Here is a 19,562-nt window from a genome sequence, read left to right on the forward strand (position 1 = left end):
ATACCTACGGCTCCGAAGATGATAAAATGCGGTCGTGGCGGAGCCCACGACGTGAGTAGAGGACACATCTGTTCCGGGCTATCCCGTACTTACTGATGGCTCCGCTGTATCTCGCACAGCAATCGGGCGGTGGTTACCCCACAGTTTACATGATGTCCGCCGACTGGAATCGAATATAGCCGAACCCGAGTGATAGAACGAGCCAGGCCGCGAGAATGGCGAATCCGGTCCACTCTGGTGGGTAGAACGAGGCCGATACGGGGTAGGACATTAATTCATCGAACGTGGGGATTATCGCCCGTGCCGCGTAGCCGACCGCTGCAGTCGGGTTGAGGGCGTGGACAAGGATCAACCACGGAGGTACACCAGACTCCGGTGGGATGTAGCCGACGGTGATCGTCTGTAGAATCGCCGTTACAACATCCCATCCAAGCTGAAAGAGGATGTAGAGGCTCGCCGCACCAATAACCGCCGTATACTGAGACTTCATTACCGAGGAGAAACCGATGCCAATTGCGACGTAGACCGCACCATAGAAGACCGTCAATATGGCGTAGAGTGCGAATTTGACGGCCGCAAATGATTCGTAGGTCAGCAGTGCGAAGCCAGCGACGATCGAATAGCCGCTAAGGATAGCGATGGTCAAAACGGCACACCGGCCGATGAACTTCCCGAGAATAACATCACGGCGGGAGTTTGGCAGGCTGAGCAGGAGCTTGATGCTCCCGCTGTCACGCTCACCGGCGATGGCGGCATAAGAGATGCCCAAGCCCAGCAGTGGGACAAAGAAACTCATCGGCTGGCCCATGCTATTGAGCAGTGCCAGCGTGCTGGTCGGGACTTCGCTATTCGAAGCCGTCAGAGGGACGTGCTGAATCGCTGCCCAGAATCCAGAGACAAGGACGAACAACAGCGTGGTGGCGAGGAACGTTCCTGAGCGGATTGAGTCGTTGAAGTCTTTTCTGATGACTGCGGGGAGGGACATTTTGTTGAGTAATTATCTAGAGATATTCATAAAACCTGACATTCTCTGGACCCATTGTGTATGGTTCCCTATACTGACTGTTTCAAATTGGGAATGCTCCCTGGACGGTAATGGGTCTGGACAGGAGTATGGCTGTCGGCTGGAGGGCATATACTCGACAGAGCGTCATGCGGTCCTCGGCTCGGCGGATGGCGGTCGGTAGTTCCTGCCGGCGTTGGCGGTCCCCATCATCGAAGCGCCACGCACACTCTCTGATCCCCCTATCCCACTCATGTGGGTCCGGAGCCCGCTTTTCGGGACGATGTGCGATGTATTCAATCCCTAATCTGAAGCGCAACTTACAATTATAGTTATTGCGTACATCACGACTGCCAGCACAAAGTAAGCCACTTTGTACTGGGTGATTGTCAGAGGCACGGGATACGGTCCGCCGTCGCATTCGGCGGCGGATCGTTCCACGGACCGAACTGTGAGCGATTCCCTGACAGCAATGGTTATGTATGAGGTCTTCAATTATTACCATAGGGTACCAGTCGGTAATCACCCGCCCAGTGACCCCGTGCCTCTGACAACACCGGCCGACTGTACCCCCGTTCAGACCGCTGAACGACGGCGCTGCGTGAGTTGCTGGGGCATTACTGTGTACCCCATTAGCGACGGGTCGGGGCAGCTCACAGAATTGTACGAGCGTTTCGGCGTGGCGCTGGAGGAGGTGTCTGCCAGCGCCAGTCAGCGTATACACATTGGTTCGGGCGTCAAGCGCGTCCCGATTGAGGCGGTCCGTGTCGGTGAGCCGGTCGAGATTCTGGTAGAGGCGGCTGTGGCTGATCGGGTGCCCGTACGCTCGTCGAGGGGGGGTGAGGGAGGCCTTGAGCACGAGGCCATAGGAGGTCTGGGGCGCGCGTGAACAGAACTGACGAATACCATTCAGGGAGACCGTCTAAATCCTCCAAGGCCCCGGACACTGTCTGTTGTCAGACGAATACTCACTGATGTACCTAAAACGTGAAATCAAACCAAGCCGTAGATGCAGAGAACGTGGCTGTTACTGAATCACAATCTCTCTCGACATGTTCGGTCAAAATCGAACGACAAGGTGGTCGTGGCGAGGCGGGAGCACGGGCACTCGAACGACATCTCAAGCGTCTCTCCGGCGTCCACGATGTCGACATCTCGTTTCGAACTGGGAATGCCCGGATCACCTACGACGGGAGCGTCACCTCGGAAGAAACGATTCGAGACGCTGTCCGCGACCGGAATGTGGCGATTCAAGACGACTCTGAGAAGACAACGGACGATGTGCGCTCCCGCTCGGACCTCAGGCGGGAGGCAGTGTTCGTCGGCCTGACGCTCCTCGGGATGGTGACCGGCCTCGCGACGGGCTGGCTCGGGGGACCATCACTCCTTATGTGGGCCGGTTACGGCGTCGCATACGTCTTCGGCGGGTGGTACGGACTCATAGGAGCCATCGAGACGCTCCGCCACCGCGCGGTCGACATCGACCTGTTGATGATCGTCGCTGCGCTCGGCGCGCTCTCGATTGGGGCACCGTTCGAGGGCGCGATGCTCCTCTTCCTTTTTTCTCTATCGAACATGCTCCAACACTACGCCATCGGCCGTTCGCGCCGGGCAATCAAGTCCCTCGTGGAGATGCGGCCGGACGAAGCACAGGTCCTCCGCGACGGTGAGGAGGTCACTGTGGCCATCGACGAGGTCGCCGTGGGAGACGTGTTCGTCGTCCGTCCCGGCGATAGGATTCCACTCGACGGCGTCGTCACGTCCGGCGAGGGAACGGTCGACCAGGCCTCGCTCACTGGCGAGTCCGTCCCCGTGCCGAAAGAACCCGGCGACGAGGTGTTCGGCGGGACAATCAACGAGAGCGGGAGCCTCGAAATCGAAGTTACGCGGCAGGCCCACGAGTCGGCGATCAGCCGCCTCATCACCATGGTCGAAGAGGCCCAGAGCGAGAAGGCCCCGACACAGCGGCTCATCGACCGGCTCGAACAACCATACGTACTCGGGGTATTCGGACTCACGATTGCCGCGATCGCGATTCCACTCGCGCTCGGGGGGGAATTCACTAGCACGTTCTACCGATCGATGACGCTCATGGTCGCCGCCTCGCCGTGTGCAGTCATCATCTCCACGCCAGCAGCAGTGCTCTCGGCGATCGCCTCCGGGGGCCGACAGGGCGTCCTGTTCAAGGGTGGCGAACACGTCGAGACTGCGGCACGCATCGATGCGGTCGCCTTCGACAAGACTGGCACACTCACACAGGGCGACACGCAGTTGACCGACGTGTTCGTCCGTGACGGCACGGCAGACGAGACACTGACCGAGGACGGACTGCTCTCCATGGTGGCCGCAGTGCAGGCCCGCTCGGAGCACCACCTCGCTCGGGCCACCGTGAGGGCGGCAGAGGCCCGGTCACTCGAGGTCCCTGACGCGGAGCGGTTCCAGTCAGTCGCCGGGAAAGGCGTCAAAGCAGATGTCGACGGCAGCACGACGCACATCGGGAACCGCAGTTACTTCGAGACCGTCCTCGGAGACACGGCGATCGACGGTCTCGAACCAGGCCTCGACCGTCTCCGGACGTTAGAGGCAGAGGGGAAAACGAGCGTTCTCGTCGCCCGAGAGAGCCATGGTGCAGTCAGCGTGGTGGGGTGGCTCGCGTTCACCGACACCGTTCGCCCCAACGCGGCCGAGATGATCGCCGACCTCCGCTCGCTCGGCGTGGAGCACATCGTCATGCTAACGGGCGATAACGAACGCGTCGCACAGCGCATCGCTGACGAGGTCGGTATCGACGAAGTCCAGGCGGAACTGCTACCGGAGGAGAAAGTGGCGACGATCGAAGACCTGGTCGAGCGACACGAGAACGTGGCGATGGTCGGCGACGGCGTCAACGACGCGCCAGCCCTCGCCACAGCAACCCTCGGCATCGCGATGGGTGGCGCGGGGACCGATGTCGCGCTGGACACTGCCGACGTGGTGCTGATGGGCGACGATCTCAGCAAGATCCCCTACGTGCTCGGTCTCGGACGGCGAACCCGCCGGACACTCACAATCAATCTCGCCATCGCTTTCGGCGCGATTGCACTCATGGTCGGTGCGATCCTTCTCCGCGGTATCCCGCTCCCACTCGCAGTGATCGGTCACGAGGGCTCGACGGTCATCGTCTCACTGAACGGTCTTCGGTTACTCGGCTTTCGCGGATGAGCACGGTACAGGGGGTTGAGGGGCCGCAGTCGACACAGCGGACGAGTGACCCCTTCGATACCACTCGCCAACGACGGACAGAAATCAGGGGGGAGGATCATAAGAGCGGGTGATGACGACGGCTTGCGGGAACAGAGCGAACAGTCAGCCGACTGATGGCAGATGATGCACTGGCTACTATAGTTGCAAAACAGCTTCCCGATACCGCCGACCGTTGAGGGATGACAGTCGACGAAGTCGTTGAGAAGGTCATGCTGGAGCGGACCCGGGTCAAAGAGATGATGCACCCATACGAGGTAGCGAATCTGTTCGTTATGGGCTGTTCCCACCACAGTAAGCACCTCAACGGCGGCGATATGACCCGCGAGGTGGGATGAGTCTGACGTACTGACACGCAGTGTGTGGGAGCTAAGTGCGTCGACTGCCTGGTCTGGTGCATGCCAGTTGTTTTTACACCCTACTTGCAGAAAGCGAAGGAACGGGTTCCACCGACATCCTCCACCACAGCGGATACTGATTCTCACGAAGACACCGAGGCAGCTACTGGCCGACCGGTACAGCGACTCGTCGTTGGCGCTACTATAACCAGTATCGTTGCTGTCGCTGTCTTGACCATTGCTCGCCGTCTCCAACGACGCGACGGGACATCTACGGCAGCCTCGAATGACGGTAACTGATTCATGTCCGATGACGAACTCCGTTCTTTCAAATACGACGGCGAAGTCAAGCCCGGTGAAAAGCGACAGTTCCGCTACGAGGTGAGCGAGACGTATCTCGGCGACCCCGTCGAGATACCAGTCACGATCATCAACGGCGACAAGCCCGGTCCACGCCTGTTCATGACTGCAGCCATTCACGGCGACGAACTGAACGGAGTCAAGGTTCTCCAAGAAGTGGCCGACCGGTACGCACCAACGGATATTCACGGGACACTGGTGCTGCTCCACGTTGTGAACGTTCCCGGCTACCAGGCCCAGCAGCGGGATCTCCCGATCTACGATCAGGATTTGAACCGGTCGTTTCCCGGAAAATCGTCGGCCAACACAGCTGGACGAATCGCTAACCAGGTGTACGAACGGTTCATCAATCAGTGTGATCTCGGTATCGACTTCCACACGTCGACCCGGAATCGGACAACCATGTACCACGCTCGAGCCGACATCGACGACCCAGACGTGGACCGCCTCGCACAGGCGTTTGGAACCAACGTCATCCTTTCGGGCGAGGGTGAAGCAGACTCACTCCGGGCTGTTGCCTCCCGAAACGGTATTCCGACGGTCACCGTGGAGATGGGGAAGGCACACCGATTCCAGCCAGCACTCATCGAGAAGGCACTCGATGGTGTCGAGAGCGTCTTTGCGACCTACGACATCGTCCCGGAGGCGACTCGGGTAGACCCCCTGTGGCGGAAAGTGATGGGAGCGACCGAAGAGAAACGGTGGCTCCGTGCGGATACTGGTGGCCTCGTCGAGATGGAGTGGGGGCCGAATCCACTCGTCCACGGGGGCGAGACTATCTGTACCATCACAGATCAGTTCAAGACCGAAGAGCACCGCGTCGAAGCACCGTTCACCGGGTTGATCGTCGGGGTACTGGAGAACCCGGTGGCGTTGCCGGGACATCCGGTCTGTCACCTCGTCAGTATTAGCCCGGAGACACGCGACGAGATCGAGCGCGAAATCACTAACGGAGAATTCGACGGGTACCGGTCCTACGGCCAGCAATGGATGACCGAAAACGGGCATGATGACTCGTAAGTTTCGGCCGCCGGCCTCGGAGGCGCACGTCCGATGAGCAAAACTGCTCACGTCTAAGCTCCCAGGAAAGTCCATGTTGCGAGGAATGAACAAACGGCCAGTGCAACGGTGTCGTCAAATTCCGTGGATATCCACGTGACAACGACACGAAAGCACGATAGTCAGATCACTCTGCGCAGTCAGTACAAAAGAACGGCTCTGTTGAAATCCTTAAGAAGTGATAGGATCGGCATGCGAGATACAGAGGATGAATGTTTCATCGAGACCGAAGTGCCCAAATGTCGGCATTTCGAACATAGCCCTGATGAACCAAATCACGAGAACGCAACTCTTGAAAGTGGGTGGCTTCTTGATGTTGCTGATTTTGGTTCTCGGAGGGCTTCCGTTCCTTGAACGAAACGGGTAAATTAGCGATTCGGTGGGTCTGGCGATGTTCGGCACGCTGAGCATCTTTGCTGGTTGCTGGATGATTCGCTCCCCAGAGAAACACGACCGCGTCGTGGGGAACCCGGAGGAGTATTCGTCGTCGAAAGTTCGATGGCGACAGGTGGAGGAGCGCCTCGGTGGAGTCGGGGTAATAATCGTCGGACTCGTGTTCATCTACATTGGGCTTGCATAGCTGGTTCGTGCTACACCGGTGAGTCTTCAATCGTTCGTGACCGATTCGCGCTCTGTATTCAGCACGGCTTCAAGAACGTATCACCGGATGAGGATTTCAACAGAGCCCGCTGAGATAGTGTGTATCGCGTACGTAATTCGATTAGTTACGCCATTCGTTGATGAGTGTGGGGATGATGACGCCAACGCCGAGGAGCACGGCGAAGTGAATCCATTGACTGTCAGTTACAGTTGTTGTACCGTACACCGATACGAGAGCGAGTATGACAAATATAGCTGTAATCTTGGTTTCTGAACTAACCAGGCTATTCGACCTTTGGGAGGGCTGTTCTGACATCCCCTTGACGTACGGTTGTAGTAGACAAATACCTTGTCCACAGTATCAGAGCCAGCAACTCCTGCCGACCGAACAGCGCGGTCATACCTGTCTACTGCTTGACTGCGAACGCTTCTCTGACAGGCTCTCAGCTGTCACACCAGCGAATCTGTGCCAGCAGATTCGCGGCCCGACGCTCCGAGACGAATACGTTGATTGGCATCACCGTTCGTCGGGTGGCGCGGCCGCCCTACCCTTGCCCGCTGTGACTTCCTACTACTGCTCCAACTCACCAACAATCCGTTGAGGGTGAGTGTTTTCGCCTTTCTCGGCCCGGAGTTGTAGTGTCATGGGTGTCCGTTACAGGCAACGGTTGGCCCCACGTCGAGTTGCTCTCCGTCTTATCGACGTTGCCTGCAGTTCACTACATCCCAGTGGTGTCCTGTGCGACGATCAGGTCGAAGGGCGTGTCCGCCGGTTCGTCGTCAGGCGAAAGGTACCCTGCAGCGAAGGCCGTGTATACTTGATTTCCTTCGAGAGTCACGTCGAAGTCAGCCACTATATCGCCGTCGTTGTTCTCGGTATCGCCCCGAATCTGGACGGTGTAGTCGTTGGCGGGCACCTCGACAGAGCCGGACTCCGTGTAGGCGACGCCGTCGAACAGTGTGTCACCGGTCGATTCGGCCGTCACGTCGACAGCCGGGGCGTCAGGGGAAACGTGTACCACGCGAAGTCGCGCGGTGTCTGCACCTGGTGCCGCGTTGTCGTCTTCGAGCACGAGCGGCGCAAAGGCCTCGTCCGCCTCGTCGCCGATTTCGCCGGCAGCAGCGACGGTGTACATCTGTCCGCTCTCGACGGTCACGTCGCCTTCGAACACCGACGTGTCCTGGTCTCCGGCGGCGGTAATTTCGATTGTTCGCGCGCCAGCAGGGACCTCAAGATAGTCACTGACCGCGCCGAAGGGCACGTCTTCCAGGGCTGCCGAGCCGTCGACGTATACGTCCACGTTCGGGGCATTGGGTGACATGTGTGCGACCCGGACGCTCGCAGGTTCGGACTCGGTTTCGGTTCCCATCTCGCCGCCCGTGTCCTGTGCGACAATCAGGTCGAAGGGCGTGTCCGCCGGCTCGTCATCCGGTGAGAGATACCCCGCCGCGAAGGCGGTGTACACCTCGCCACCAGCCAGGCTCACGTCGAACTCCGCGACAACATCGCCGTCGTTGCTCTCCGTATCGCCACGGACCTGCAACGTGTAGTCTCCTTCGGGTACTTCGACGTAGCCGGAGCCGCCGTACTCGACGCCGTCGTACAGCGCGTCCCCGTTCGACGCGAGCGTCACGTCGACGGCCGGCGCGTCGGGCGAAGCGTGGACCAGACGAACGCGTGCGGTGTCGCCGCCGGGATCGCTGTTGTCGTCTTCCAGGACGAGCGGTTCGAACGCCTGGTCGGCGTCGTCGCCGAGTTCGCCGATAGCGGCGACGGTGTACGCCGTGTCCGCTGCCACCGGGACCGGCCCCGAAAACACCGACGTGTCAGGGTCACCAGCGGCAGTAATTTCGACCGACAGCTCGCCCGCGGGCACGTCGAGATACTGGCTCACCGCGCCGAAGGCCACGTCTTCGAGGACTGCATCACCCTCGACATAGACATCCACGTTCGGCGCGTTTGGCGACATATGAGCCACCCGGACCGACCCAGTCCCAGAGTCCGTTGCCTCTTCGGTCTCGGTTTCGGTCTCCGTCTCCATCGGCGTGTCCATGCCGCTGTCCGTCTCGGTGTCAGGCTCTTCGGCTCCACCGTCGCCGCCGTCACCGCTACAACCGGCGAGGCCAACTGTTACACCGGTTCCGATACCGAGCAAAATCCGTCGTCGAGTCGTGTCTGATGACATCCATTATCTGCTGGGTTTGTCAGCTAAATAATACATTTCGCAATTCTCTCTCAATTCTCTCTCAAGTCTTCCTAGAGAGTTTGAAACCACTGTTTATCGGAATCTGCCGAAACTGTTTTATCCAGCATTCTCGGAATTGTAAAACATGGAAGATAGTTCTGTCACGTCGGGATTGGAGGTGATTCTCGGCCCCGAGTGTGCACACTGGTCTCTTCGATGCCGACAGCCGGCCGCCCGTGACAATTTGTCCCGAAGTCGCTGTGCCCGTGGAGGTAGTATGTCGGTGGATTCTTGCCGGACCGACCGGAAATATAACCAGAATGGAAACGGTCCTCTGGCAAACGCTTGCAGGCACCCGCGGAGGACCCAACCGCGCCCGCGTTCTGCGCGCCTTGTCCGACCAGCCACGAAACGCCAACCAACTTGCTGATGATCTCGACCTGGCGTACAATACGGTCCGATATCATCTCGAAGTCCTCGAAGAGAACGGGGTCATCACCAGCAGCGACGCCGACTACGGCGTTATCTATCTCCCCAGCGAGCAAGCGAGAACCCATTGGGACACCGTCGAACAAATCCTTACACAGTTGGACGATTAATATGTACGCGATACAACACCGTCACCGACCAACGGGACCGAACCGACTCCGGGAGCACAGAGCATGAGTCTCGTGTTGAATGGAGCCCGCATCGCCGCCGCAGTCAACATCCTGTTGCTGGGCGTTCTTATCACAATCTGGGTACAGACATACCGTGAAATCCGTGCCCCGTTGACGCTGGGCTCTATCGTGTTTGCAGCGTTCTTACTGGCCGAAAACGCCGTTGCTCTGTACTTTTATTTCACGGCCCCGGCGATGCCCGCAGTAGCCGTACAGGTGATGATGGTCCTCCAGATGCTCGAAACAATCGGTATCGGGGTACTGACATACTTCACTTGGAAATGAGGCTGGTCGTTTTTTCAGGAGCTATTTAATTCGCCCGCGAACAAACAGCGGTGACGTTGTCCCCGCCGACGAAGAAGGCAAGCGAGTCTTGAATACGGGCGTGGGCCGTCATGTCGAGACCATTGGTAATGGCGACCATGTTTTCGAAGCGGCTAAATGGCCCTCCTATTGCCGACCAACTACGAGATATGTGTGTTCGTCACGGGTGTTTTGGGGATGCTGTCAAGTCTGTGTTGTGAAGCTGTGTCACGAATCGACCTCTGCTAGCGTTGTAACCCGGCCCAGAAAATCCAGTTGATGGGTACAATACAGCAGTTCCGCGGCCGCTACCTGTTCGCGTCGACGAGCCAGCCAGTCGTCGAGTGCGTCGAAGTCATTGCCAGCGACTTCCCGAACCGCGGCCTCAACCGTGTCGAGGATGTGCTGGAGGAAGTACGCCTCGTCGGCGGGATACGCGCCGTCGACTGGCCGGACGATCCAGTCGGAGCCGGCGGCCCCGGAGAGCGTCGCCCCGTCCAGCCGCTGGAGACGGTCGAGGACATCGTCGCCGGCACGGCTGTCGCCGCCGGGTTTTCGGTCCATATGGTCGTGGTAGTGGGCCTCGACCGCCCGGTCGGCCGGGTGGGTCGGGCGAAAGCGGGTCGCGCCGTCGAACGTGATGGGGAAGTAGTAGTGTCCGCCGGGCGCGAGCCCGCTAAGCAACGTTGGGAGTCTATCACGGCCGATAATATCGAGTAGCGCTGCACCGACCAACAGATCGTATCCGTCGGCGTCATCGGCGTACTCGACCGCGTCCGCCACGACAGTCTCGACCTCGATACGTCGGTCGCCGGCGTCGACCGTCAGCGGGTCGTCGGTTACCGTTGCCTCGCTGTCAGCCGCCCACTCCCGAAGATAGGCCGGGATGGTGGCGGTATTCGCGGATTCGATGTCGACGGCTGTGTAGCGAACGTCGCCCGCCGGGAGAACATCCCAATCGATGAACCGGGTCAGCATCGTCCCGATGCCGGCCCCGATTTCGAGTACCCGGAGCGGCCCGTCGGTGTCGGCGGCGCGGCTGGCTAATTGGTTTCGCAACGTTTCGACCAGCCGACGATCCAGCGCCCGGTCGTCAACGGTACGTTTCGCCCGCAGATATCGCTGAAAAGACTCGGTCACGCCGATACCCCCGTGGTCCCTGCTACGTCGGCCAGCAGCCGGCGGACCCGCGCAGTCGTCTCGGCCCAGTCGGGGTGGGCTTCATACCGATCTCTGGCGGCCCGTCCCATCGCGGCCAAGCGGTCACGGTCGGTCGCAAATCGTTCCAGTTCGCGAGCGATGGCGGCCGGGTCGTCCGGTTCGACGAGCGCGCTGGTCTCGCCGTCGGTAACCAGGTCGCCAGCGCCGCCCGCTCGGGAGGCCAGCGCGGGGAGGCCGTAGCTCATCCCCTCCAGATAGACGATACCGAATCCCTCGTATCTGGACGGGACCGCGAGGACGTGGCTGGCGTCGAGCGTCGCCGCCAGTTCGTCGTCGCTGAGACGCCCTGCAAAACTGACGCAGTCAGACAGGCCTCGCTCACGGACGTTCGTCCGGACCGCCTCGACGTGGTCCCCATCGGCGGGGCTCCCGACGACGGTGAGGGCGATGTCGGCGTCGGCTGCGGCCACCCCGTCGACGAGCGTGTCGAGCCCTTTCCGGGGAGTGATGTTGCCGACGAAGACAATCCGGAGCGGGTCCTCACGTGCGCGCTCGTCGATGTCTCTGTGACTTATCTCGGGGTCGAACCGGTCGCCGGCCGGGGGCGCGACGACGGTCCGGTCAACGCCGAGGTCCGTGACAACGCTTTCCGTGGTCTGGCTGTTACAGACGGCGGCGTCGACCGTATCGAGATAGCGACGTTCGACCGCACGGTACAGCGGCGTCAGTCGTCGTGGTTCGCTCGCTCGTAAGTGGTGCACGACGCTGACGATGGGATAGGAGAGCGTGCGGTTCGTGCGGACGAGCGACGGGTGGGCGAGTTCGTCCTGCAACATAACGTCGACAGCCACATCGAGGCGCTGCCGCAGGCTTCGGGACCCGTTGTCCAGCAGGCCACGGTGATACGCGCGCCACGGGAGTTCGACCAGTTCGACGGTGTCGCCGGCGGCCCGAAGCCCCTCGACGAGTTTCCGGTCGTAGCGAAACCCGCCCGACTGTTCGTCCAGACTCCCGTACAGCGTCAGCCCAACTCTCATACGGTGGCGTCGTAGCTCGCGGCGGCCTCGTCGTCTTCCCAGACCGTCACGGCGAGTTCGGTGACGGTGTCGTCGGTGACACGCTCGGTGACACGCTCGAAGATGACTTTGGCGAACCGCTCGACGCTGGGGTTGTCCCCCTCGAACTCTGGACAGTCGTTGAGCATCGTATCGCGGTAGCGGTCCTCGAGGTCCGAGAGCGCGGCTTCGGCGTCGTCGATGTCGACGAGGTAGTCGAACTCGTTGAGCGCGGGCCCGCGGAAGCACAGTTCCACTTCGTAGTGATGTGAGTGTGGCTTCCCCTCCGGTCCTGCGTTCGGGACGGTGAGGTAGTGCTGTGCCACGAAGTCCGTCAGCACTGTCGTTGAGTACATGTGGTGTGTCAAGGGTGGGAGTCACCTAAATGGTGTCACTCGTAGGAGAGGACGACCTGGACGGCGTCGTCGGGTCGCTCGTCCAGCAGCCGGTAGGCCTCGGCCGCGCGGTCGATGGGAACTTCGTGGGTTAACAACGCTGAGAGGTCCCGGTCAGCCAGCCACGACCGGACAACATCGAGCCGGCGGTCCTTGTCCCAGCGGTCGGCGTGGTCGGGGTCGATGCGGCTCACCTGACTGCTCCGGACCCGGATATGGCTCCGGTGGTAGTCGCTCCCCAGCGCCAGTTGCACGTCTTTGGTCCCGTACCACGAACCGACGACGACCTGTCCCGCGTAGCCGGTAGCGTCGATAGCGTCGTCCAGCGCCGTCGGATCCCCCGAGAGTTCGAACGTGATGTCGGCGTCATCGATGTCGAGTGCCCTCGGCGCGACCGAGCGGTCCGCACCGAGCGATTCGGAGAGGTCGCGCCGGCGCTCACAGGGGTCGACGGTCACCAGCGAGGCCAGCGGGAACTCGGAGAGGGCAGCCGTCGTCAACAGCCCGACTGGCCCCTGTCCGAAGACGACCACGCGCGAGCCGATGCGCGGCCGGGCGTCCATGACGAAGTTGACTGCCGCCTCTGCGTTGGGGATGAACACTGCCCGCTCGGGCGGCAGCGTCGTCGGGACGAGCGTTTCGGGATCGGCCAGAAAGTGGCTCTCGTGGGGATTGAACGCGAACACGCGGCGGTCGAGCCAGTCGTCGGCGACGCCGTCGCCGACGGCCGTGACGCGGCCGACGGCGGCGTACCCGTACTGGAGCGGATAGGAAAACGTCCCGTCCAGCGCACCGATGGTCTCGTCGGTCGCAAGGTCCGACGGCACTTCGCCGCGGTAGACGAGCAGTTCCGTTCCGGGGCTGATACCCGATAGCTCCGTCCGGACGCGGACCTCCGATGGCCCGGGTTGTGGTACCGGTGTCTCGTCTATGGTGACCGACTCCGTGCCGGTGAAGTACAGTTCCTTGCCGGGCATCAGGCCGCCGCCTCCACTGGGGCGTCTGTGCCGGTGTGTCGGTGCCGAACTGGGCGGGCGCGGTGGCGGCTCCGGGGATGCACGTCTTGCACCCAGGCTTTCACTGACTAAAATCTACCTCCCGGTCAGAGATATCCGAGGGCGTCGAGCCGGTCGCGGTCCCCCTTGGCTCCGTAGACCCGCGAGACTGGGAGCCGTTCTGGGGGTGTCAGCTTCGGGTCGAACCGACCGCTGTCGACGCCCGTCGTCTCGGTCCACGGCACTGCGAGCAGCGCCGGGACCGGCGTGTGCATCGGGTGGCCGTACAGTCCCCACTCCCCGAAGAGGTTGCCGTGGTCCGCCGTGATAGCGACCCGTCCATCGACGTTGTCGAGCAGCGTGCCGACCGATTCCAGAACGTACCGGAGATTCGCCTCGTAGGCCGCCCAGACCCGCTCGACCGACACCTCGCCGCGGCGCAGCGAGACCCACGGATTCCCGGTGTTGCTGTGGTCGCCGGTTCGGGCCAGTCCGTCGTCGCCGTCCAGCGGGTCCGGCACGAACGGGTGGTGTGGTTGCATGTAGTGGACGACCAGCCGCTCGGGGCTCCGCTCGCGGGCCAGCGCGATGGCGCGGTCGGTGACTGCCGCCGCCGGCACGGTTTCCAGTTCCTCGTCCCACGCGTACTTCCAGACCTCGTCCAGCGCGGCGAAGGCCTCGGCGTCGAGATACCGGTCGGTCCACGTGTTGCCGGTGACCATCGCTGTGTGTTCGGTCTCAGGATGGTCGAGAAAGGTGTTCTCCAGCCACTCCGAGGAGGAGCTACCGACCGAACGGACTGTCTCGACTGAATCGAGGAAGTCGATTTCCGGGGCGACTGACCGGAGTAGATCGGCTCGACAAGCGTCGAGCACCACGAGAACGTCCCACTCGCGCTCGTAGACGTTCGTGCCGTAGTCGAGTCGGCGGCCGATTGCCTGGATGGACCGCAAGTACGCCGTGCCGAGTCGGCCCATCCCCGGTTCTGTCACACCCGCTGTTGGGGTCGTTCGGATAAAACTGGTCGGGCCCTCATGGCGTGCTCCCAACCATGACGACAGACAGCGAGCGAGTACCCAGACCGGGAGCGTGGGGCCAACAGTATATACGTCTCGCCCACACCCTCCCTGTGTGCACTGTCTGTTCGTCGGCGCGGGGGCCATCGCGACCGAGTACGCGGCCGAACTGGACGACGGACCGCTCTCGCTCGCGGGCGTCTGTGACCTCGATAGTGAGCGAGCGAGGGGCCTGGCCGATGAGTACGGCTGTCCGGCCTTCACCGACCTCGACACCGCATTGCGGGACGTGGACGCACCTCTCGTCGTAAATCTGACGAGCCACGCCGCCCACGCGCCGGTGACCCGGACCGCGCTCGAAGCCGGGCGGCACGTCTACTCACAGAAGCCGCTGGCCCTCGATGCCGAGGTGGCCGCGGAGCTACTCGAACTGGCCCGTGAGCGGAACCTGGCGCTTGGCTGTGCGCCCGGCACGCCACGGGCTCCGAGCCAGCGCCGCGCGGGCCGACTGCTGGCGGACGGACGACTCGGCCCCGTCCAGTTGGGGTACGCCCACGCGCATGTCGGTCGCGTCACCGACTGGCACGACCGGCCGGACTCCTTTCTCGACATCGGGCCGCTGTACGACGGCGGCGTCTACCCGCTCGCCCTGCTGGTCTCGTGGTTCGGCCCCGTCGAATCAGTTCGGGCCGCCGACACGCTCGATAGCTGGCCAGATCGGGCGGAACGACGCCCCTCAGCCCCCAGCCACGTCGAAGCGATGCTCGCGTTCGCCGCAGGCCCGACAGTCCGACTCACCGCGAGCCTCTACGCGCCACATCGGAGCCGGGAGTTCTACGGGCTGGAACTGCACGGTGACGACGGGTCGCTGTATCTGCGGGGCACCGGTGCGATGACCGACAGCCCCGACGCGGTGCGGTTCGGCCGCGTCGGCCGCGAGTACGTCGACGCCCCCGCCCAGTACCCCACCCGACCGTATCGCTATCTCGACCCCGTCGAGTCGCTGGCGGCCGGCGTTACCCGTGGCAGGCCCTTACGAGCGAGCGGGCGGCGCGGTGCGCACGTCGTCGCCGTCTGTAACGCAATCGAGACGGCCGCCGAGTCGGGTGGGCCGGTCGACGTGCCCGACTGCGGCGCGGCGGGCGACCCTGTACCCGTACCTGTCGTCAGCCCAGGCGGGGACCGCACAGACACCGAGCGCGCGCTCCGACTACCGCCTATCGGCTTCGGCTGTTCGCGCTACCGCGACGGCGAGTACGTCGACCGCGCGGATTCCATCGCGACGGCGCTCGATGCGGGCTACCGCCTGCTCGACACCGCAGAACTGTACGGCAACGAACACCGCATCGGTGAACTGCTGGCCGCGCCAGGCACACCCGACCGAGAATGCCTGTTCGTCCTCGGGAAGGTGTGGCGCACGAATCACCGGCCCGACCACCTGCTGGACGCGTGTCGAGGGAGCCTCGACGAACTCGGCCTCGGCGCGTTCGACTGCTACGCGCTGCACTGGCCCGAGGCGTGGGCCCACCGCGGGTCGCTTTCGAAACTGGCCGAGCAACCCGTCGACCGGCAGGAAGCGCTGACCTTCCCCGAAGACGACAGTGGTGATATCGAGACGGCCGACATCCCGCTCGAACGGGCGTGGGCGAACCTCGAAACGGTCCACGAACGGGGACTGGCACACACGCTCGGGGTTTGTAACGTCTCGCAAGGACAGTTAGAGACGATTCTCGACACCGCAAGCGTCCGGCCTGCACTCGTCCAGATAGAGCGCCATCCCTACCAGCCACAGACCGACCTTGTGGCGTTCTGTCACGAGCGCGGTATCCGTGTGATTGCACACTCGCCGCTGTCGGCTCCCGGCCTGCTTGACGAGCCTGTCCTGGCCGAGATTGCCGAGGCGAACGGACTCACGCCTGCCGGTGTCGTGCTGGCGTGGAACGTCACACGGGGCGTCGTCCCTATCCCGTCAAGCACGACGCCGGCCCACGTCGTCGGGAACCTCGCCGCCGCTGGGCAGCGTCTGGACGCCGAGGATTGCGCCCGTATCGAGGCGCTCAGGCGGCCCGGTTTCGAGCGGTAAACGGCGATTTGGCAGTATTGTTATGTAGTTGAAAACTGAATTTAGAACATGGCAACGACCGAGACGCAAGGTCTCTCGCCGGATGTAGCGTCACTCGCCAGTGTGCACTGGGTCGGTATCGTCGCTGCACTCGTCACCGCCGCCGTCCACCTCCTGCTCGGTGTCAGGATGCTCCCGTCGGGCATGGGTATCAGTTTCGTGCTCGCGGGCCTCGGGTTTCTGGGTGCGATTGCGCTGGTCGTGCTGGACTACCGCCGCCGGACCGTCTACGCCGTCGGTATCCCGTTCACACTCGTTCAGATCGTGCTGTGGTACTACGTCAATTTCGTCGCTCTCGGGAAGTCGTTCCCAGCAGACATCGGGACACTGGGCGCGATTGATAAGCTCGCACAGGTCGTTCTCCTTGCCGTCCTCGTCGTCCTGTTGCGATGAGCGGGACGAGATGGGACGGCTCTCAGTCGACCTCGGGGGCTGACCCAAGGCCGAGCAGACCGGGAGGTGACGATGGCAGGCCGACAGGGTAATCCACCGGTCGGCCTCCGGGTCGGCCTCCCCGTCGTCGGTGCCCTGGCGTTGACTGCCGTCGTCGGCGCGTTCTTCCCTGCCGACCAGATGACCCGCTGGATGGTCCACCCGGCGGCAGTCGCAGGCGTCTGTTGGGCGGGGCAACTCTGGTACGCGGGCCGCGGGCTGGAGAGCGTTCGGCCGTGGCGGTACGTCTTCGGGTTGGCGAACACGCTGACGCTGCTCCGGGGCGGGCTGTACGCCGTCGTCGCCGGCTTCCTCGTCGTCCCGGCGACGACTGACCTTGCGTGGGTCCCAGCGGTGTGTTACGGCGCTGGTGTCGTCTTCGACAAACTCGACGGCACGGTCGCCCGCACTGTCGGGGAACAGACGGCGCTTGGCACGCGGCTCGACATGGCGTTTGACACCTTCGGGTTCGTCGTCGCGCCGCTTCTCGCGGTGCTGTGGGGGCGACTCCCCGTCTGGTACCTCTCGATTTCCGTTGCCAGATACGTGTACCTGGCGGGGATACGGTGGCGACGGCTGCGTAGTCGGCCGATTTTCGAACGGCCTGACAGCAACCTCGGGAAGTACCTCGCAGGCGTCCAAATGGTGTTCGTTGCCGTCGCGCTTGTCCCCACGGTTCCGGTTAGACTCGTCTTCGCGCTCGCCCCCGCCGTTCTCGCGCCGTCGCTTGCGGTGTTCGCCCGGGACTTCCTCGTCGTAAGCGGCCGACTTCCGCGCGAGTGGTTCGACGGGTAGCGTTGATACGTTCTGGCGACTACCTACTCGTATGCTCTTTCCGACGCACCTGCTCGCGGCCTGGCTCGTCGGCCGGGCGTCCCGGCTGTCGACGCCGTGGCTTGTCGCGGGCACCGCGTTCCCCGATGTTCTTGATAAGCCGCTTGCGACCGTCGGCGTCACCCCGTTGTTCCACTCCGTAGGTCACTCGGCGCTGCTGGTCCTCGTGGCGGTACCACTGGCACTCTCCGGCCGTGCAGGCCTGTCGGTCGCAGTCGGCTGGGCGGTACACCTCCTGCTCGATGCGGTCCACGTCGTCGTCAACGGCCGGCCCGGCGATGCCGTCTTTCTGCTGTGGCCAGCCGTCGTCCCGACGGACCCGCTCGCCCTTCCCCCGGGATCATTCTTTCTGTATTACCTCTGGAGTCCGTCGTTTTTCCTCGAAGTCGGGCTCTGGCTCGGCGTCGCGGGACTGCTCGTCCGTCGGTGGCGGGCCGGAGAGCTACCCGTCATGACCGAGCGCCTATGATGCCACAGTCGTTACAACCCGAAAGTGAGAGCGCAGATACTCGCGGAGTTTTTCGACCTTCTCGTTCGAATCGACACGGCCACGATGGACGCCATCGTCGCCGCACGGACCCCGCTTATGACGAAGGTCCTGACTTCCGTGACGGGGCTTGGCTCGGCGACGGCAGCGCTGTGTTTCGTCGGCGTCTGCTATCTGGCCGACTGGGACGAGGCGTTTCGCCACAGTCTCGTTGCGTTGTCTATTACGGGCGTCATCGTCGGAACACTCATGCTGACGGTTCAGCGTCCGTTCCCGGCCGACCCGGTCTGTCTGACTGACGGAGCCGAGACGGTTTCGACATCGTTCCCGTCTGGCCACGCCGCCGCCGTGACGGTGTACGCCATGACCGCTCGCAAGTCCGACGCACTACCGTTTGGCGCAGTGGTAGTGCTGGCCACGCTGGTCGCCATCTCACGGATCTATCTGGGCACGCACTACCTCACCGATACTGTCGTCGGTGTGGGCATCGGAGTTGCCGCTTTCCTGCTCTCCGCGTGGTTGCTGGATCGGGCTTCGTGAGGGCATGTTCTATTAGGGTCACTGATGCGGATCGTTGTCGCTGTGTACCGGTACTGGCCCTAATCAAGAGTAGCGATATCAGTACGCGGCAGTAACCCATTGTTCAGAGAGTTCACGATTAGCCAACGTTTCTTCCCAACCAGCCGATAATCCAAGACCCCGATACAGGTACTCATCGCGACGCTATTCCGATGACACGGCGATCCTCCTTCGCCAGCGAAGGGATCTGAGAGGGGACTGACTGATATCGAACCTGCACTACGCTCACTGCTGGAGTTCGTCTCCTGTGCCACGCTTACTATTTGTACTATTCTAAAATATAATACTATTTTGAAATAGCACAGATTTGTGGAATAGAATACTATCTATACTACGTAGTGCAGAATCAAGTCGGGAGGCGTGGATGCTACTGAATAGTATGAATAGACCAGAAGCAAGAATAGTATGAATCGGACAAGTAGTCTGAATAGCCTACGTGAGTCGGTACAGACCGACGGGAACTCTTGGGCTGTTTCGATGTGGAGCTGACGGATGGCGTCGCTAAATCGACGAGTATTGGTACCCCGTCCGGCGGCCGGCCGCACAGAACTACGATGTCCCGCTGATCGCACGGTATAGCCGATCGCCGTCCGTCTCGGGACCCACCAGGATATCCATGTCCAGCAAGAGGGCAACGGACGGTTCCGGCAGGTTGTGGTTGTGTACGTCGATGCGCATGTATCGTGGGTCGACCCGTACCGGGCTATAGTTTCCCCTGCGGCGGCTAGCATGTCCGTG

20 protein-coding genes and 1 pseudogene are annotated in these 19,562 nt (G+C 62.1%); 11 read left to right on the forward strand and 10 right to left on the reverse strand.

Annotated features, from left to right (window positions below; translation table 11 throughout):
- Positions 1-145: 145 nt before the first annotated feature.
- Both NDI54_RS13415 and NDI54_RS13420 read right to left on the reverse strand, forming a co-directional pair.
- Positions 146-985 carry an ABC transporter permease gene (locus tag NDI54_RS13415; RefSeq protein WP_310896941.1) on the reverse strand — a complete coding sequence of 280 codons (840 nt, stop codon included), beginning with the start codon at positions 983-985 and terminating at the stop codon, positions 146-148.
- A 646-nt stretch (positions 986-1,631) separates the two neighbouring features.
- A pseudogene (locus NDI54_RS13420) lies at positions 1,632-1,871 on the reverse strand (helix-turn-helix transcriptional regulator); the annotation flags it as partial.
- A 152-nt stretch (positions 1,872-2,023) separates the two neighbouring features.
- On the opposite strand from NDI54_RS13420, the gene NDI54_RS13425 reads away from it, so the two are divergent.
- The 4 genes from NDI54_RS13425 to NDI54_RS13440 all read left to right on the forward strand — a co-directional run bounded on the left by NDI54_RS13425 (position 2,024) and on the right by NDI54_RS13440 (position 6,580).
- Positions 2,024-4,204 carry a heavy metal translocating P-type ATPase gene (locus tag NDI54_RS13425; RefSeq protein ID WP_310896942.1) on the forward strand — a complete coding sequence of 727 codons (2,181 nt, stop codon included), beginning with the start codon at positions 2,024-2,026 and terminating at the stop codon, positions 4,202-4,204.
- A 221-nt stretch (positions 4,205-4,425) separates the two neighbouring features.
- Positions 4,426-4,581 (forward strand): hypothetical protein, encoded by a 156-nt coding sequence (locus NDI54_RS13430; RefSeq protein ID WP_310896943.1) that lies wholly within the window; start codon positions 4,426-4,428, stop codon positions 4,579-4,581.
- A 303-nt stretch (positions 4,582-4,884) separates the two neighbouring features.
- Positions 4,885-5,961: a succinylglutamate desuccinylase/aspartoacylase family protein gene (locus tag NDI54_RS13435; protein ID WP_310896944.1), complete on the forward strand. Its 1,077-nt coding sequence runs from the start codon at positions 4,885-4,887 to the stop codon at positions 5,959-5,961.
- 430 nt (positions 5,962-6,391) lie between these two features.
- On the forward strand, positions 6,392-6,580 hold the full coding sequence (locus tag NDI54_RS13440; RefSeq protein WP_310896945.1) for a hypothetical protein: 189 nt from the start codon (positions 6,392-6,394) through the stop codon (positions 6,578-6,580).
- A gap of 739 nt (positions 6,581-7,319) precedes the next feature.
- Here NDI54_RS13440 and NDI54_RS13445 read toward each other — a convergent pair.
- Positions 7,320-8,786: a DUF4397 domain-containing protein gene (locus NDI54_RS13445; RefSeq protein ID WP_310896946.1), complete on the reverse strand. Its 1,467-nt coding sequence runs from the start codon at positions 8,784-8,786 to the stop codon at positions 7,320-7,322.
- 320 nt (positions 8,787-9,106) lie between these two features.
- On the opposite strand from NDI54_RS13445, the gene NDI54_RS13450 reads away from it, so the two are divergent.
- Complete coding sequence (locus NDI54_RS13450; RefSeq protein WP_310896947.1) at positions 9,107-9,385, forward strand: ArsR/SmtB family transcription factor; 279 nt, start codon at positions 9,107-9,109, stop codon at positions 9,383-9,385.
- A 63-nt stretch (positions 9,386-9,448) separates the two neighbouring features.
- Positions 9,449-9,730, forward strand: coding sequence for a hypothetical protein (locus NDI54_RS13455; RefSeq protein ID WP_310896948.1), 282 nt, complete (start codon positions 9,449-9,451; stop codon positions 9,728-9,730).
- Positions 9,731-9,755: 25 nt separating this feature from the next.
- Here the strand turns inward: NDI54_RS13455 and NDI54_RS13460 are convergent, their stop codons facing one another.
- The 6 genes from NDI54_RS13460 to NDI54_RS13485 form a co-directional block, all read right to left on the reverse strand.
- The gene (locus NDI54_RS13460) at positions 9,756-9,920 is read right to left on the reverse strand and encodes a GTP cyclohydrolase IIa (protein WP_406600184.1); all 165 of its coding nucleotides are present in this window, start codon (positions 9,918-9,920) and stop codon (positions 9,756-9,758) included.
- Positions 9,921-9,976: 56 nt separating this feature from the next.
- Positions 9,977-10,888, reverse strand: a complete 912-nt coding sequence (locus NDI54_RS13465; RefSeq protein ID WP_310896950.1) for a class I SAM-dependent methyltransferase — start codon at positions 10,886-10,888, stop codon at positions 9,977-9,979.
- Entirely contained in the window at positions 10,885-11,946 is a 1,062-nt protein-coding gene (locus NDI54_RS13470) for a glycosyltransferase family 4 protein (RefSeq protein WP_310896951.1), read from the reverse strand. Before NDI54_RS13470 ends, NDI54_RS13465 begins: the two co-directional genes overlap by 4 nt.
- A complete protein-coding gene (locus NDI54_RS13475) occupies positions 11,943-12,320 on the reverse strand; it encodes a 6-pyruvoyl trahydropterin synthase family protein (protein WP_310896952.1) in 378 nt (125 codons plus the stop codon). Before NDI54_RS13475 ends, NDI54_RS13470 begins: the two co-directional genes overlap by 4 nt.
- 35 nt (positions 12,321-12,355) lie before the next feature.
- Positions 12,356-13,336 carry a zinc-dependent alcohol dehydrogenase gene (locus NDI54_RS13480; protein WP_310896953.1) on the reverse strand — a complete coding sequence of 327 codons (981 nt, stop codon included), beginning with the start codon at positions 13,334-13,336 and terminating at the stop codon, positions 12,356-12,358.
- 125 nt (positions 13,337-13,461) lie between these two features.
- On the reverse strand, positions 13,462-14,331 hold the full coding sequence (locus NDI54_RS13485; RefSeq protein WP_406600185.1) for an alkaline phosphatase family protein: 870 nt from the start codon (positions 14,329-14,331) through the stop codon (positions 13,462-13,464).
- Between the two features lie 154 nt (positions 14,332-14,485).
- Here NDI54_RS13485 and NDI54_RS13490 point away from each other — a divergent pair, with 154 nt between their 5' ends.
- The 5 genes from NDI54_RS13490 (at position 14,486) to NDI54_RS13510 (ending at position 18,785) form a co-directional block, all read left to right on the forward strand.
- Positions 14,486-16,453 (forward strand): aldo/keto reductase, encoded by a 1,968-nt coding sequence (locus NDI54_RS13490; RefSeq protein WP_310896955.1) that lies wholly within the window; start codon positions 14,486-14,488, stop codon positions 16,451-16,453.
- 48 nt (positions 16,454-16,501) lie between these two features.
- A complete protein-coding gene (locus NDI54_RS13495; protein ID WP_310896956.1) occupies positions 16,502-16,885 on the forward strand; it encodes a DUF7475 family protein in 384 nt (127 codons plus the stop codon).
- A gap of 72 nt (positions 16,886-16,957) precedes the next feature.
- Positions 16,958-17,719, forward strand: coding sequence for a CDP-alcohol phosphatidyltransferase family protein (locus tag NDI54_RS13500; RefSeq protein ID WP_310896957.1), 762 nt, complete (start codon positions 16,958-16,960; stop codon positions 17,717-17,719).
- Positions 17,720-17,750: 31 nt separating this feature from the next.
- Complete coding sequence (locus NDI54_RS13505) at positions 17,751-18,227, forward strand: metal-dependent hydrolase (RefSeq protein WP_310896958.1); 477 nt, start codon at positions 17,751-17,753, stop codon at positions 18,225-18,227.
- Between the two features lie 24 nt (positions 18,228-18,251).
- Positions 18,252-18,785: a phosphatase PAP2 family protein gene (locus NDI54_RS13510; protein ID WP_310896959.1), complete on the forward strand. Its 534-nt coding sequence runs from the start codon at positions 18,252-18,254 to the stop codon at positions 18,783-18,785.
- 588 nt (positions 18,786-19,373) lie between these two features.
- Here NDI54_RS13510 and NDI54_RS13515 read toward each other — a convergent pair.
- Positions 19,374-19,502, reverse strand: a complete 129-nt coding sequence (locus NDI54_RS13515; RefSeq protein ID WP_310896960.1) for a hypothetical protein — start codon at positions 19,500-19,502, stop codon at positions 19,374-19,376.
- Positions 19,503-19,562: the final 60 nt, after the last annotated feature.

Origin of the sequence: Haloarcula terrestris (assembly GCF_031624315.1) — an archaeon.
GTDB lineage: Archaea > Halobacteriota > Halobacteria > Halobacteriales > Haloarculaceae > Haloarcula > Haloarcula terrestris.